This window comes from Mesorhizobium sp. INR15, from assembly GCF_015500075.1.
Lineage (GTDB): Bacteria > Pseudomonadota > Alphaproteobacteria > Rhizobiales > Rhizobiaceae > Mesorhizobium.
In genome coordinates this window covers 2,303,450-2,318,309 of the sequence record NZ_CP045496.1, presented here as the reverse complement: position 1 = coordinate 2,318,309, position 14,860 = coordinate 2,303,450, and the positions used below count along the sequence as shown (strand labels likewise).

Here is a 14,860-nt window from a genome sequence, read left to right as displayed (position 1 = left end):
AGACGGCCGAAGGGGGACGGGGGATGGCGTTGAACCTGGAAGACATTGCCGGTCATCCGGCGCTGCATCGCTGTATTCGCGTCCAGGCACAGGCAATGAACCAGACCTATGAGATGAACCCGCGTCTGTCTTCTGTGTTTGCCACTCAGCAACGCTGGCTGATGGCCCATATCGGCCTTGCCTTGCATTTCAAGCGGGAGCCCGACGACTATCGCAAGGAACTGACGGCAGCGCGCTTCATCGAAGCGATCCGCCAGAATGCCGTCGCCAGCCGCAACACCGCCGACGCCTTCGTCAAGGAAATGCTGCACTACGGTTTCATCGAGTATCTGCCCGCGACACAGGACGGCCGCATCCGCCCGTTGCGGCCAGCGGTGGCTTCGCTGGAGCCGGTTACCCTCTGGCTGATGGCGCATCTGCACACGCTTGACAGTCTCGACGGCGCGAGCCGCCTGGCCACGTTCCTGGCACAGCCGGACGCACTCGCCATGGTGCAGCCACGGATTGCCGATGGCTTGCTTTCTTCCAATCCGGTGCGCGAGCCCAAGCAGACCTTTTCCCTGTTCACCTGGCTCAACAATGGCGGCGTCGTCATGGACTGGCTGATCGCTGGCGTCGACCCTGACCATGCGGGGCTCGATCAAATTCCAACCGGCATTTTCTCGATCGGCGACTTCGCCAAATGGCTCAAGCTGTCGCGAACCCACCTTGCCCGCAAGCTCCGCGACGCCGAGGACCTTGGCAGCATCGGCTGGCTGGGCCAGCGCGGCAATTCCGTGATGTGGATATCGACGGATTTCTACCAGGAATACATGGCCGCCCAGGCGGTGAAACTGGCCATCATCGACACGGCCTTCGAGGCATCCGGCGTCGCGGCCCGAAAGTTCCCCGGCATCTAGAGACCTGTCCCATCCCGACGAATACGGGATGGGTTCCAGGCATGATCGCAAGCTCACTCGATATCGAAGGAGACGCCCTGGGCGAGCGGCAGCGCCTTGGAGTAGTTCACCGTGTTGGTGGCGCGGCGCATATAGGCCTTCCACGCATCCGAGCCGCTCTCGCGGCCGCCGCCGGTTTCCTTCTCGCCGCCAAACGCACCGCCGATTTCCGCACCCGACGTGCCGATGTTGACATTGGCAATGCCGCAGTCCGAACCATCGACACCAAGGAAGCGCTCCGATTCCTGCAGGTCGCGGGTGAAGATCGACGACGACAGCCCCGCGCCCACCGCATTGTGCTCGTCGAGCACGGCGTCGAAATCGGAATATTTCATCACATAGAGGATCGGCGCGAAGGTCTCTTCCGTCACTGGTGAGACCTGTTTCGGCATTTCGACAAGCGCCGGATGCACGTAATAGGCATCGGGATGGCCGTTCTCGATCCGCGTGCCGCCGGTCACCTTGCCGCCATGGGCGGTGGCTTCGCTCAGCGCCTTCTGCATGGCGTCATGCGCGGCCTTGTCGATCAGCGGCCCGACCAGCGATGACGTCTCCAGCGGATTGCCGACCGAGACGCTCTCATAGGCCTTCTTCAGGCGCGGAACGAGCTGGTCATAGACGCTGTCATGGACAAACAGCCGCCGCAGCGTCGTGCAGCGCTGGCCAGCGGTGCCCATGGCGCCGAAGGCAATGGCGCGCAGCGCCATGTCGAGATCGGCGCTGGGGCAGACAATGCCGGCATTGTTGCCGCCGAGCTCCAGCACGGCGCGGGCAAAGCGCTTGGCCAGGCGCGGGCCGACATCCCTGCCCATGCGCGTCGAGCCGGTCGCCGAAACCAGCGGCACCTTCGGATGGTCGACCAGGATCTCGCCAACGGCGCGGTCGCCGATCAGCACCGGCGCCAGGCCTTGCGGCGCATCCGCGCCGAAGCGCTTGACGGCGCGGGCAAAGATCGCCTCGCAGGCAAGTGCCGTCAGCGGCGTCTTCTCCGACGGCTTCCACACCACGGCATCGCCGCAGACCAGCGCCAGCGCTGCATTCCACGACCACACCGCGACCGGGAAGTTGAAGGCCGAGATGACGCCGACGACGCCGAGCGGATGCCAGGTTTCCATCATGCGGTGACCAGGACGCTCGGTGGCGATGGTCAGGCCATAGAGCTGGCGCGACAGACCGACGGCGAAATCGCAGATGTCGATCATCTCCTGCACTTCGCCAAGACCTTCGGAGGGGATCTTGCCGACCTCGATCGACACAAGGCGGCCAAGCTCGCTCTTGTGGGCGCGCAGTTCCTCGCCCAGCAGCCGCACCAGTTCGCCGCGTCGCGGACCTGGCACCAGCCGCCACGACTGGAACGCCTTGTGCGCGGCATCGATGGCTTTCGCCGCATCCGCGGGCGTGATCGTCTTCAGCGCCGCGATCCGCTCGCCCGTCACCGGGCTCCGCACGATCAGGTCACCACCAACAAGCGCATCCCTGGCAACGCCAAGTTTCGCCAAAAGCTCGGATGTTTCCTTGGCAATCGTCATCTTTTGTCCCTTTCAAATCTGCCGCTCATATGGCGTCGGCAAAAGCCTTGCGCCATCCCTTCCGCGTGCTGATTGGCATGCGAGGCGCTGTCATGACGTGGCATTACTCGCTTCAGGGAAAAATCGCCACCCTGGCATGGTCTAAGCCCGGGCCAGACCGTTGAACCAGATCAACGCGCTGTCCGCGCGGCGCCGTCCTTCATCAGCCGGTCGATATGCATGCGGATATGCGCGGCTTCCGCGGCTGTGTTGGCGAGCGCGATGGCGCGGTCGAAAGCAATGCGGGCTTCCTCGCCACGGCCAAGCTGCATCAGCAGGCCGCCCTTGAGGCCGAAGAAATGGAAATAGCCTGATAGCCTCGGCTCAAGCGGTTCGATCATGGCGAGCGCCGCTTCCGGTCCACGCACCTTGGCGACGGCAACCGCCCGGTTGAGTGTGATCACCGGCGACGGCTGCATCTGCTCAAGCAGACTGTAAAGCAGGTCGATCTCGGTCCAGTCGGTGTCCTCGGCCTTTTCCGCGCGTGCATGCAGCGCGGCGATCGCCGCCTGCACCTGATAGGGCCCGGGCTTGCGATGCCGCAAAGCCTTGTCGACCAGCGCCAGTCCCTCGTCGATCATCTTGCGGCTCCAAAGGCTCCGGTTCTGGTCCTCGAGCAGCACGATCTCGCCGTCTTCATCGAAACGGGCCGGTGCGCGCGCATGCTGCAGCAGCAGCAATGCCGTCAGCCCCATGATCTCCGGCTCGGTCTGGAACAGCCGCAGCAGCAACCGCCCCAGCCGGATCGCCTCCTCGCACAGCGGCGCGCGCGCCGGCGCCTCGCCGCTGTTGGTCGAATAGCCCTCATTGAAGATCAGGTAGACCATGGCGGCAACCGCCGCGAGCCGCTCGGAGCGCTCGACCGCACCCGGTGTCTCGAACGGCACACCGGCATCCGCGATGCGTGCCTTGGCCCGCGTGATGCGCTGTTCCATGGCGCTTTCGCCGACCAGGAAGGCGCGCGCGATCTGCTTGACGGTAAGCCCGGAGACGATGCGTAGCGCAACCGCGATCTGCTGCGTCGCCGGCAGGTCAGGATGACAGCAGATGAACAGCAGCCGCAAGATGTCATCGCGGTAATGCGCACCGTCCAGCCGCTCCGCAATGTCGCTTTCGGCGTCCTCCAGATCGGAGATCTGGTCCTCTTCCGGCAGCGGCGCCTGCTTGGAGCGCTTGCGGACCGCATCAATGCCGCTGTTGCGGCCAACAAAGATCAGCCAGGCAGCCGGATCGCGCGGCGGCCCGTTCTGCGGCCAGTTCTTCAAGGCTCGCAGACAGGCGTCCTGGAAAGCTTCCTCCGCGGTATCGAGGTCGCGGAAATAGCGCAGCAGCGCACCCATTGCTTGCGGACGGGCAGCGCTGATCGCCGAGCTGATCCAGGCAAGTTCGGTCATGCAGGAACCCTGGCGGGATTGAAGACCGAAACCGGCCGTATCTCGTAGGAACCGCCGCTCGGATTGACCTCGGAGAGCTCCCGCGCGAATTCGACGGCCTCGTCGAGATCGGCGCATTCGAGCGTGTAGAAACCGAGGAACTGCTCCTTGGTCTCCGCAAACGGGCCATCGATGACCACCGCTTCGCCCTTGACCTTCCGCAGCGTTGTCGCCGCCGTCGTTGGCAGCAACCGCGCCACCGGCCCGAGCCTGCCGGCCTGAGCGTATTTTTCCTGCACGTTGAGCAGCTTGACCATGACGTCGTCGTCCTGCTCCTTGCTCCAGGAACAGACAACATCTTCAGAGGCGTAGCAGAGGATAGCGTAGAGCATGGAGCGTCCTTTTCTTATCAAAGGACGAAACACTAGGACCGATCCCGACACGGCGTCGATAAAAAAGTTGGCTAGACACAACTGACCCCCAGGCCATTCTCGGCTTTGGTCAGCCCTCGCGCGCTTTCAACCATCTCAGCACCAGTGCTTCTTCATCATCAAGGCCGGATATCTGGCGTTTGCGCTGGTTGGCCTCCGTCATCTCCTCGACCAGCCGGCCGTCGGACCACGCCTCGAAAACCAGCGGGTGGATATAGCATTTGCGGCAGACGGCGCGTGTATTGCCGAGCCGTTCGGCAACCTTGTCAATGACGCTGTTGATTGTCCGCTTCTGCTGGGCCTGGCTTTCGGGAAGTTCTGTCCGCGCAAAGAGAGATGCCGCTCGGATCGTGCCGCCCCAGGTGCGGAAATGCTTGGAGCTGAAATCGGCACCGGCAGCGCCGCGAATATAGCGGTTGACGTCATCGGAACGCACCGGCCGCCTGTTTCCGCCCTCGTCGAGATACTGGAACAATTGCTGGCCCGGCAAATCCTGCGATTCACGCACGATGCGGGCAATGCGGCGATCAGCCAGTTTCAGCCGCCATTCCTTGCCGGACTTGCCCTTGAAGGCAAAGCGCAGGCTTGAACCGACAATGTCGACGTGACGATCACGCAGTGTAGTCAGGCCGAAACTCTTGTTGTCGCGGGCATAGGCCGCATTGCCCACCCGGATCATGGTGTTGTCGAGCAGCCAGACGACGGCGGCCACGACACGCTCGAGCGGCAGGCCGTGGCGGCGTAAATCAGCATCGATCCGGTGCCGCAGGTTTGGCAGCTTTTCGGCGAAGGCGACGAGGCTCGAATATTTGGCGCCGTCGCGTTCCTCCGCCCATTGCGGGTGATAGCGATATTGCTTGCGCCCACGCTGATCCCTTCCGGTTGCCTGGATATGGCCATCGGCGTTAGCCGATATCCAGACGTCCGTCCAGGCCGGCGGAATGACGATCGCCTCGATACGCGCAAGCGCCGCGCCAGAAACTGCCCGCCCATTAGACCCTTTGTAGGAAAATCCCTTGCCTGCCTTTACCCGGCGAATACCGGGGTCGGCATCACTGACATAGGTAAGCTCAGCTTGATTGGCCGAAGCCTGCGCGGCAGTCGTCGATACGGCGTCAGTTGGAGGCGACGACCCGGATTTCTGCAGCATGTTGGCTCCACGGAAATATCCGGGGATAAGCTGCTTGCCGGCGTCTGGTTCCGCCGTCGCTTGAAAAGTGCCGGCGCTATTGGCCTACAGGGCACCCTGCCATTGTATCTGCGGCAGCGAAAAGCGCTTTCGCGCCGCGATCTTGAACCGGTAGCGCATGCAGCGCCAGGTCTCGGAACGTGCCTTTGGCGCAGCCGCGGCAATGGCCAGGAAGCGGGCGGCGGTATCCATGTCGCCGCGCGCGTAGTGGACGCGGGCGATCTTCAGCGCAACCAATCCTTCCCTCGTCTTGAGCGCGGCTTTGGGCAGGCCGCAATCGACGAGCCTATGCAGTGCAAGGCGCCAGTCGAGGAAGCGCCGCGCCGGGTTGACGGTAAAGCGATTGTCGGACCGCTCAACCGAAACCTCATAGATCATCACGGGTTGCGGGATCATGGCGAGCGAGGCCTTGCTCATCAGCCGTGCCCAGAACAGCGTGTCTTCGTCATAGGCCAGCCCGACCGGGAACCTTGTCTCGCCGATAATGTGCCGGGCCACCAGCACGCTGCCCACGGCGACCGAGCGGATATCGCCCTTTACGTAGGCCGAGGCGTTATCGAGAGAGGCGGCTGTGTAGCCACTCGGAACCTTGATTTGCCGGTCCTCGCCGTCGACCCTTCGCCGAAAGCCGCCAACGATCATGCCGGCCTTTGGTTCGGCCTTCGACCGCAGCAGCAAGGACCTGAGCCCGCCTTCAAGATGAAGGTCGTCGGCATCGATCATGTAGACCCAAGGGAAGCGCACTTCGGCCAGCGCCACATTCCGGGCACCGCCGGAATCACGACAACTGGCCGCGATAACACGCAATGGCAGCCCTAATTGCGAAGCGACGCGACGCGCCACATCAGTGGTATTGTCAAGCGACGCGTCATCGACCAGCAGGATCTCGCCAATCACGTCGATCTCTGGACGCAACGACGCCAGCGTGGTCGCGATGGTGGTCGCGGCATTATGCGCGGGGATGACGACGCTGACAGCTTTCAATTACAAAACCCCGAAACCGGAAATACCGCCCTCACCCCTCTCCAATACAGGGTAACGACCATATCGATGTTTGAGAAGTCGTCTTATCCGATCCAGAATAATCGGATAGGGGTGTTTTGTCGCAAACTGTGTTTGCCGTCACGCTTTTTCGAGCACAACCGGGATGACGTCGACCGCTTGCTCGCCGACCTGCCCGCCGGTCGTCTTCAGCACGCCAACGATTGGCGCCACATCCGAATAGTCGCGGCCATAGCCGACGGTGATGTGGTCGTTCGAGGCCCGCATCCCGTTGGTCGGATCGAATTCCTGCCAGCCGGCATCGCGTCCGCACCACACCTTGACCCAGGCATGCATGGCGTCAGCACCTTCCAGCCGCGGCTTGCCCTTCGGCGGGATGGTGCGCAGGAAGCCACTGACATAGCCCGCCGGAATGCCAAGGCCGCGCAGGCCGGCGATCATGATATGCGAGAAATCCTGGCAGACGCCGCGCTTCAGCTTGAAAGCGTCGCTGGCCCGGGTGCGGACCGTGGTCGCCTCGCCGTCATAGGCAAAATCACGACGGATGCGGTTGCACAGGTCAATGGCTGTGCCGACCGCCGAACCGCCGACACTGTCGCGTGCGTAGGCGGTGATCGCCGCATCAATGCTCACATGATCGCTGGCGGCGAGAAAATGATGCGGCGATGCCGACGACAGCGAGCGCACGGTGACGAGTTCCTGGCGAAGCCGATGAAGGTCGGGCGACACATCGAGCCCGGGCTCTGGCCGCGACACCGCGACACGCGCGCTCATCCGGATATCGAGCGCGTCATGCGCGTCGCGAAAGGCGATCGAGGTGACGCTGTTGCCGAAGAAGTCGGAAAAATCGGACCGTTCATTGGGCGCCGGCGCAAAAGAGAGCGAAGCAGCGATGACGCGCTGCACACCGGCGATCGTCGACGGCAGCACGCGCACCTGGTGACGGCCGCCCCCGGCCGCCGCCGCGTAATCGTAGTGGAGATGAAGCCTGATGTCGTAGAGCATACGCTACTTTTCTTGTCCTGCCGCAGGGTCGCAAGACCGCGTGGCGCCTTCGCGGCACCGGCTCACCCGAAATAGGCCTTGGCGATGCTGTTGTAGAGACCGCCGATTTCGTGGGCGAGATCGCTCAGCGCCTTCACCGTCATGTCCGAAGGTTCCTTGATGGCGATGGCGGTGTTGAGCTGCAGGATCTCCTTGGCCGCCGGCGACATATGCCCCTCCCCGCCCAGCGCCGGCAACAGGCCGATCTCGGCCTTCAGCCTTTCGAGCTGAAACAGGATCGACCTCGGATTGAGCGGGTCGAGCGCCAGGAGATCGATCACGGTGCGGCGGCCGGCCTGCACGGGATATTGCCGCCGGTGGGTCATGACGCTGTCGCCGATCTCCAGCATCATGTCGAGCGCGCCATCAGGCGCCTTGGGATTGGTCAGGCGGGCCAGCGTGCGCGCGATCTGGATGCCGCGCTCCAGCCGTCGGCCAACCTCCAGGAAGCGCCAGCCGGCGAAACGGTACATGTTTTCATGCAGCAAGCCCGAAAAACCGGCAAGCTTGCGCAGGATGACGGTCATCGCCCGTGTCGCGTCATCGCCGGGCGCCACTGTCGTGGCGAATTGATGAATGGTCTTCGACAGGTCCTTCAGCGCCAGCCAGCCATCCGGCGAGAACCGGTCGCGGATCTGCCCGGCGCTGTAGACGGCGCTGTCGAGCGTGCCGATCAGCCCAGACGGGATCGCCGTCTCGACGTCGATGCCAAAAGGATCGAGATAGTCCCTGATATCGGCCAGCAGCGGCATGTCAGGATCTGAGGTCTCGGCCAGCCGCACATGATAGGCGCGCAGAATGCGCACCGTGTCTTCCGAGCGTTCGATGTAGCGGCCAAGCCAGGTCAGGTTTTCCGCCGCCCGGCTGGGCAGGCTGCCCGGCCTTGTGCGGGTAAAGCTGTCGCTCTCTTGCGGCAGCAGCGTTTCACGCTCCACCGGTTTGTCGCTGACCACCCAGACATCCGCGGCCTGGCCGCCGCGTTGCATGGCAATCGCGGTCGGGTCGAGCGAAAGGCCGACGCGGGCAAAGCCGCCCGGCATCACCGTCCAACCGTCCGGCGTGCGCGCCAGATAGACGCGCAGGCTCGCCGGCCGTGGTTCCAGCCAGCCGCCGACATAGACCGGCGTGGTCGACAGCGTCACCGCTTCCTGGCCGACGAAATCGCCGCCGGCACGTTCGATACGCGCCACAAGCTCCGCGCGCTCTTGCGCCGACAGGGCTGAGCCGAGCCTGGTCTGGTCGTCGTCCTCGAAGGCAAGCCGTGTCGACAGCGCCGGGCCGATCACCATGCGCTCGATGTTGGCCAGCACATGCGCGCGCTCCTTCTCTTGCCCGCACCACCAAGTCGCGACGCTGGGTAGAAGCAGTTCCTCGCCGCGCAAGGCACGCGAAATCTTCGGCAAAAAGGCAAGCAGCGCCCGCGTTTCCATCAGGCCGGAGCCGAGCGCGTTAACCGAGGAAACGGCGCCTTGGCGGATCGCCTCGACCAGGCCTGGCGTACCAATCTGCGAATCCGAACGCAGCTCGAGCGGATCGGCGAAGGCGGCGTCGAGCCGCCGCCAAAGCACGCTGACCGGCATCAAGCCCGAAACAGTGCGCACCATCAGCCTGCCGCCGGAAACGGTAAGGTCCTCGCCTTCGAGCAGCATGATGCCGAGATAGCGGGCGATATAGGCGTGCTCGTAATAGGTTTCGTTGAGCGGCCCCGGCGTCAGGATGGCAACCCGGCCATCGGATTCCTTGGCCATGCCGATCAGTGCATCGCGAAAGCGGCGGAAGAAACCTGCGAGCCGATGCACATGCATTTCGCCGTAGAGATCCGACAGCGCGCGTGTGGTGGCAACGCGGTTCTCCAGCGCGAAGCCGGCGCCCGATGGCGCCTGGGTGCGGTCGCCAAGCACCCACCATTGGCCATCCGGACCACGGCCGAGCTCAAAGGCGCAGAAATGCAGGAAATGCCCGCTGGCCGGCACGGTGCCGACAACAGCACGCAAATATTCGGGGCTGGCGGCGATCAGTCCTGCCGGCAGGATGCCCTTTTCGACCAGCCGGTTAGGGCCATAAATGTCGGCAATCGTTTCCTCGAACAACTCGGCGCGCTGGACAAGGCCGGCGCTGATCGCGGCCCATTCCTTATCCTCGATGAGCACCGGCACATGCGCCAGCGGCCATTCGCGCTCGTTGGCGCCGGCCTTGTCATAGACACGGTAGTAGACACCGGCATCGCGCAGATACTGATCGGCACGGGCGAAGCGCTGGCTGAGCTTTTCGGGCCCGAGATCGTCAAGCGCCTCGATGAAATGCTTCCAGACCGGACGGGGATTGCCCGCCGCATCGACCATCTCGTCGACGACGCCATCAATCGGCTGGTAGTGCTCCAGCAGGCTGTGGATCTGCGGCTTGCCGCGTATCCTCTTGTGATTCCCCTTTGCCATCGCTGATCACAGTCTTGCTGGACGCCGAAGGTCAAGGGTCATCGGGAAATCTTCTCCGGGTTGTTCGTCGCGCAGCACATAACCCGAGGGCGTATGGCCGCGCGGTTCAAACCGCGCAAGCCGCCGCGCCTCAGCCTCGTTGCCATTGACCGGGAACGTATCGTAGTTGCGCCCGCCCGGATGCGCGACGTGGTAGACGCAGCCGCCTATCGCCCGCCCCGCCCAGCGGTCGTAGATATCGAACACCAGCGGTGTGTTGACCGGCAGCGCCGGATGCAAGCCCGAAGACGGCTGCCAAGCCTTGAAGCGGACGCCGGCAACCGCGACTTCCCGGTTGTCGGTCACCTTCATCGGCACCACGCGGCCATTGCAGACGATGGCATGACGTTCCGGATTGAGGCCCTCGGTCTTCACCTGCAGACGCTCGACCGAGGAATCGACGAAGCGCACGGTGCCGCCGATCGCGCCTTGCTCGCCCATGACGTGCCATGGCTCCAGCGCCTGCCGCAGTTCCAGCTTGATGCCGGCATGCTGGACGTCACCACAGAAGGGAAAGCGGAATTCGAGCTGCGCGTCGAACCATTCCGGCCGGAATTCGAAACCGTTGAGCTTGAGGTCGTCGAGCACATCGAGAAAGTCGGCCCAGACATAATGCGGCAGCATGAAGCGGTCATGCAGCGAGGTGCCCCAGCGCACGAAGCGGCCGTCGAGCGGATTTTTCCACGCGCGGGCAATGATGGCGCGCACCAGTAATTGCTGGGCAAGCGACATGCGCGCATTAGGCGGCATCTCGAAACCGCGGAACTCGACCAGCCCCAGCCGTCCTGTCGGCCCATCTGGCGAAAACAGCTTGTCGATGCAGATTTCCGAGCGGTGCGTATTTCCCGTAACATCGGTCAAAAGGTTGCGGAACAACCGGTCGACCAGCCACGGCAAGGGTGCCGCGCCGTTGTCCGGATGCGGCACCTGCGCCATGGCGATTTCGAGTTCATAGAGCGAGTCATGCCGCGCTTCGTCAAAGCGCGGCGCCTGGCTGGTCGGGCCGATGAACAGGCCGGAGAACAGGTAGGACAGTGCCGGATGCCGTTGCCATTCCAGCACAAGGCTCTTCAACAGATCGGGGCGGCGCAGGAACGGACTGTCATTGGGCGTCGCGCCGCCAACCACGACATGGTTGCCGCCGCCGGTGCCGGTGTGGCGGCCATCGATCATGAACTTGTCGGCGCCAAGCCGCGTCAACCGCGCTTCCTCGTAGATCGCCGTGGTCGTTGCCACGCAATCCTGCCAATTGGATGCCGGATGGATGTTGACCTCGATAACGCCGGGATCGGGCGCCACCCGGATGACATTGAGGCGCGGGTCGTGCGGCGGCCCATAGCCCTCGATATGCACGGGCAGGCCAATGGCCTTTGCCGCGTTCTCGGCGGCAGCGACCAGTTCAAGATAATCCTCCAGCGCTTCGACCGGCGGCATGAACACGCAAAGCCGGCCATCGCGCGGCTCGACCGAGAGCGCGGTACGCACCGCGCCGCCGATCTCGGTGATCTCCTGCTCGACCCGGTCCTGTTGGCCGGTCGCGGCGGTGAAGGACACCGCCTGCTGACGGCGCGCCATTTCGTCAGCGCCCTCCAGTTCGGCGGGAGCAGCCACGGGCAGTATTGCCTCCCGCGCCGGCAGCGCTCCGCGCGGCAGCGAGGGATCGACCGGCACGATGTAAGGGAACTGCGCCGGCGGCACATAGGGCAGCGTCCCCAGCGGCAAGCGATAGCCGACCGGTGAATCGCCCGGTACCAGGAACAGCCGCCCGCGCCGCGTCTTCCACTTTTCCGAGCGCCAGCGCGGACCGGATGCCTGGCTGTTCCAGCGCTGCACCGGCAACACGTAGCCCGATGGTTTGGTCAGCCCGCGCTCGAACACTTTCGCCATACGGCTGCGTTCTTCCGGGTCTTCCAGCTTGGAATTGGACGGATCGACATTCTCGGGCAGCTTGCCTTCCTTGAGCAGCCATTCGGCTGGGTCCTCATAGGCTTCGCTGACCATGGTCTTCTCGATGCCGAGTTCACCGGCAATCGCCGTCAGCAGGCTTTCGGCCTGTTTCGGCCCGATATCCGCCTCGCTCTTTTCGCGTGCGATCAGCGACGGATCGCTCCAGACCGGCTCGCCATCGGCGCGCCAGTAAAGCGAGAAGGTCCAGCGCGGCAGGCTTTCGCCGGGATACCATTTGCCCTGGCCGTAATGCAGGAAACCGCCCGGCGCGAAGCGCTCACGCAGCTTGCGGATCAGCGCATCGGCCTTCTCGCGCTTGGTCGGGCCGACAGCGGCGGTGTTCCATTCCGCCGACTCGAAATCGTCGATCGACACGAAGGTCGGCTCGCCGCCCATGGTCAGCCGCACGTCTTCGTCCTTCAGCACGGCATCGACCTTGTTGCCGAGCGCATCGAGCGCCTGCCAGCTTTCGTCCGAGAATGGCTTGGTGATGCGCGGATGTTCGGCGATGCGGTCGACCCGCATATCGAAGCCGAATTCGACATTGGCGAAGCTCGCCATGCCCGAAATCGGCGCCGCGTTTCTGAAATGCGGCGTCGCCGCCAGCGGCACATGGCTCTCGCCGGTGAGCAGGCCGGAGGTCGGGTCGAAGCCGATCCAGCCGGCGCCCGGCAGATAGACCTCGCACCAGGCATGCAGGTCGGTGAAATCGACGGCGGTTCCGGCTGGGCCATCGAGCGCGACAAGATCGGGCTTCAACTGGATCAGGTAGCCGGAGACGAAGCGCGCGGCTATGCCGAGATTGCGCAGGATCTGCACCAGCAACCAGCTCGTGTCACGGCACGATCCCTTGCCGGCGGCCAGCGTCTCCTCCGGCGAGAACACCCCGGTTTCCATGCGCACGATATAGGCGATCTCACGCTGCAGCCGGGCATTGAGGTCGACGAGGAAATTGACGGTGTTGGGTGCCTTGCGGTCGATGGTCTTGAGAAGCGCCGAGAGCAGCGGACCGGCCGGTTCCGGCGTCCGGTAGATGGTCAGGTCGTCGCGTATTTCCTCCGGATACTCGAACGGAAACGCCTCGGCCGACGGTTCGACAAAGAAATCGAACGGATTGTAGACCGTCATGTCGGCGACGAGATCGACTTCGATCTTCAATTCCGTCACCGGCTCGGGAAAGACGAAGCGGGCGAGGAAATTGCCGTAGGGGTCCTGCTGGAGATTGACGAAATGGTTCGCCGGCTCGACCTTGAGCGAGTGGCTCAAGACCTTGGTGCGGGAATGCGGCGCCGGCTGCAGCCTGATGACCTGGGGACCAAGCACCACCGGCCGGTCATATTTGTAGTGGGTCAGGTGATAGACAGCTGCCAGAATTGCCATGGAGCCCCGGAATTCAGCGTTTCAGAACGAACACCAGACCCTGACACAGATTATAGCCGATCTCCAAGCGGATGTTGCGGTGCACCCAATCGAACGCCTTGTTTCGCCTCCCCGAGCAGGTCGACCCCCACTCCGGAGTGGGGGAAGGCGGTCCTCATCGCGCGGACTTTTAGTAACGCGATCAGCAACCCATTCAGGTGCGAATTGCCTTTATGGCGCTGCCCGGCTCAGAAGAACGCCTGCAAACCGGTCTGCGCCCGTCCAAGGATCAGCGCGTGCACGTCATGCGTGCCCTCATAGGTGTTAACCGTTTCCAGGTTCTGCGCGTGGCGCATGACGTGATAGCCGATCTGGATGCCGTTGCCGCCATGCATGTCGCGGGCCTGGCGGGCGATGTCGAGCGCCTTGCCGCAATTGTTGCGCTTGACGATCGAGATCATCTCCGGCGCCATCTTGCCTTCATCCAGCAGCCGCCCGACGCGCAGGGAAGCCTGCAGCGCAAGGGCGATCTCGGTCTGCATGTCGGCGAGCTTTTTCTGGTAAAGCTGCGTGCCGGCCAGCGGCTTGCCGAACTGCTTGCGGTCGAGCCCATACTGGCGGGCGCGGTGCCAGCAATCTTCCGCAGCACCCATCGAGCCCCAGGAAATGCCGAAGCGGGCGCGGTTGAGGCAGCCAAACGGGCCGCCAAGGCCCTTGGCGTTGGGCAGCAGCGCGTCCTCGCCAACCTCGACGCCTTCCATCACCACTTCACCGGTGATTGAGGCCCGCAACGACAGCTTGCCGCCGATCTTCGGCGCCGAAAGCCCCTTCATGCCCTTTTCGAGCACGAAGCCACGGATCTCGTCCTTGCCGTTCTCGCCCTTCAGCTTCGCCCAGACGACGAACACATCGGCGACAGGCGCGTTGGAAATCCACATTTTCGAGCCGGAGATCCGGTAACCGTTCGCCGTCTTCTCGGCGCGTGTCTTCATGCCGCCCGGGTCGGAACCCGCATCCGGCTCGGTCAAGCCGAAACAGCCGATCCATTCGCCGCTGGCCAGCTTGGGCAGGAATTTCTGCCGCTGCTCTTCCGAGCCATAGGCGTAGATCGGATACATCACTAGCGACGACTGCACTGACATCATCGAGCGATAGCCGGAATCGACGCGCTCCACTTCGCGCGCCACCAGGCCGTAGGTGACGTAGTTGGCGCCGAGCCCGCCGTATTCCTCGGGAATGTTGAGGCCGAGTAGACCGGCTTCGCCCATTTCCTGGAAGATCGCCGTGTCGAAAGTCTCGTTGAGGTAGGCCTCCTCGATGCGTGGCGCCAGCTTGTCGGCGGCAAAGGCCGCAGCGCCATCGCGCACCATGCGCTCGTCTTCGGAAAGCTGGTCCTCGATCAGGAACGGGTCTTCCCAGACAAATGCATTCTTGTCGGCGGCCATGGCTCTCTCCCAACCTGATGCCTGTCATCCAGACCGTTCAGATCTGGGCAACAGGCACAATAATCTTGAAGTGCCCGGCTTATCATCCCC

General features: G+C 63.5%; 10 protein-coding genes. 1 reads left to right on the top strand and 9 read right to left on the bottom strand.

Annotation, left to right across the window (positions count from 1 at the left end; translation table 11 throughout):
- Window positions 1-23 precede the first annotated feature (23 nt).
- Window positions 24-899, top strand: coding sequence for a hypothetical protein (locus GA829_RS11250; protein ID WP_195178573.1), 876 nt, complete (start codon window positions 24-26; stop codon window positions 897-899).
- Window positions 900-952: 53 nt separating this feature from the next.
- Here GA829_RS11250 and amaB read toward each other — a convergent pair whose 3' ends face one another.
- The 9 genes from amaB to GA829_RS11205 form a co-directional block, all read right to left on the bottom strand.
- Window positions 953-2,467, bottom strand: a complete 1,515-nt coding sequence (gene amaB, locus GA829_RS11245; protein ID WP_195178572.1) for an L-piperidine-6-carboxylate dehydrogenase — start codon at window positions 2,465-2,467, stop codon at window positions 953-955.
- A gap of 170 nt (window positions 2,468-2,637) precedes the next feature.
- Window positions 2,638-3,900 (bottom strand): RNA polymerase sigma factor, encoded by a 1,263-nt coding sequence (locus tag GA829_RS11240; protein ID WP_195178571.1) that lies wholly within the window; start codon window positions 3,898-3,900, stop codon window positions 2,638-2,640.
- Window positions 3,897-4,271, bottom strand: coding sequence for a YciI family protein (locus GA829_RS11235; protein ID WP_195178570.1), 375 nt, complete (start codon window positions 4,269-4,271; stop codon window positions 3,897-3,899). The genes GA829_RS11240 and GA829_RS11235 overlap by 4 nt, the downstream gene beginning before the upstream one ends.
- A gap of 109 nt (window positions 4,272-4,380) precedes the next feature.
- On the bottom strand, window positions 4,381-5,460 hold the full coding sequence (locus tag GA829_RS11230; RefSeq protein WP_195178569.1) for a DNA topoisomerase IB: 1,080 nt from the start codon (window positions 5,458-5,460) through the stop codon (window positions 4,381-4,383).
- A gap of 84 nt (window positions 5,461-5,544) precedes the next feature.
- Window positions 5,545-6,483, bottom strand: a complete 939-nt coding sequence (locus GA829_RS11225) for a glycosyltransferase family 2 protein (protein ID WP_195178568.1) — start codon at window positions 6,481-6,483, stop codon at window positions 5,545-5,547.
- Window positions 6,484-6,621: 138 nt separating this feature from the next.
- Window positions 6,622-7,506, bottom strand: a complete 885-nt coding sequence (locus GA829_RS11220; RefSeq protein ID WP_195178567.1) for a transglutaminase family protein — start codon at window positions 7,504-7,506, stop codon at window positions 6,622-6,624.
- 62 nt (window positions 7,507-7,568) lie between these two features.
- Window positions 7,569-9,980 (bottom strand): circularly permuted type 2 ATP-grasp protein, encoded by a 2,412-nt coding sequence (locus GA829_RS11215; protein WP_195178566.1) that lies wholly within the window; start codon window positions 9,978-9,980, stop codon window positions 7,569-7,571.
- Window positions 9,981-9,986: 6 nt separating this feature from the next.
- Window positions 9,987-13,346: a transglutaminase family protein gene (locus GA829_RS11210; protein ID WP_195178565.1), complete on the bottom strand. Its 3,360-nt coding sequence runs from the start codon at window positions 13,344-13,346 to the stop codon at window positions 9,987-9,989.
- 227 nt (window positions 13,347-13,573) lie between these two features.
- Window positions 13,574-14,770: an acyl-CoA dehydrogenase gene (locus GA829_RS11205; RefSeq protein WP_195178564.1), complete on the bottom strand. Its 1,197-nt coding sequence runs from the start codon at window positions 14,768-14,770 to the stop codon at window positions 13,574-13,576.
- Window positions 14,771-14,860 lie beyond the last annotated feature (90 nt).

Excerpts from the sequence above, each read along its gene's own strand:
- GA829_RS11220 (WP_195178567.1), bottom strand. The coding sequence starts at position 7,506 with ATGCTCTACGACATCAGGCTTCATCTCCACTACGATTACGCGGCGGCG.
- GA829_RS11250 (WP_195178573.1), top strand. The coding sequence starts at position 24 with ATGGCGTTGAACCTGGAAGACATTGCCGGTCATCCGGCGCTGCATCGC.
- GA829_RS11230 (WP_195178569.1), bottom strand. The coding sequence starts at position 5,460 with ATGCTGCAGAAATCCGGGTCGTCGCCTCCAACTGACGCCGTATCGACG.
- GA829_RS11240 (WP_195178571.1), bottom strand. The coding sequence starts at position 3,900 with ATGACCGAACTTGCCTGGATCAGCTCGGCGATCAGCGCTGCCCGTCCG.
- GA829_RS11235 (WP_195178570.1), bottom strand. The coding sequence starts at position 4,271 with ATGCTCTACGCTATCCTCTGCTACGCCTCTGAAGATGTTGTCTGTTCC.
- GA829_RS11205 (WP_195178564.1), bottom strand. The coding sequence starts at position 14,770 with ATGGCCGCCGACAAGAATGCATTTGTCTGGGAAGACCCGTTCCTGATC.
- amaB (WP_195178572.1), bottom strand. The coding sequence starts at position 2,467 with ATGACGATTGCCAAGGAAACATCCGAGCTTTTGGCGAAACTTGGCGTT.
- GA829_RS11210 (WP_195178565.1), bottom strand. The coding sequence starts at position 13,346 with ATGGCAATTCTGGCAGCTGTCTATCACCTGACCCACTACAAATATGAC.
- GA829_RS11215 (WP_195178566.1), bottom strand. The coding sequence starts at position 9,980 with ATGGCAAAGGGGAATCACAAGAGGATACGCGGCAAGCCGCAGATCCAC.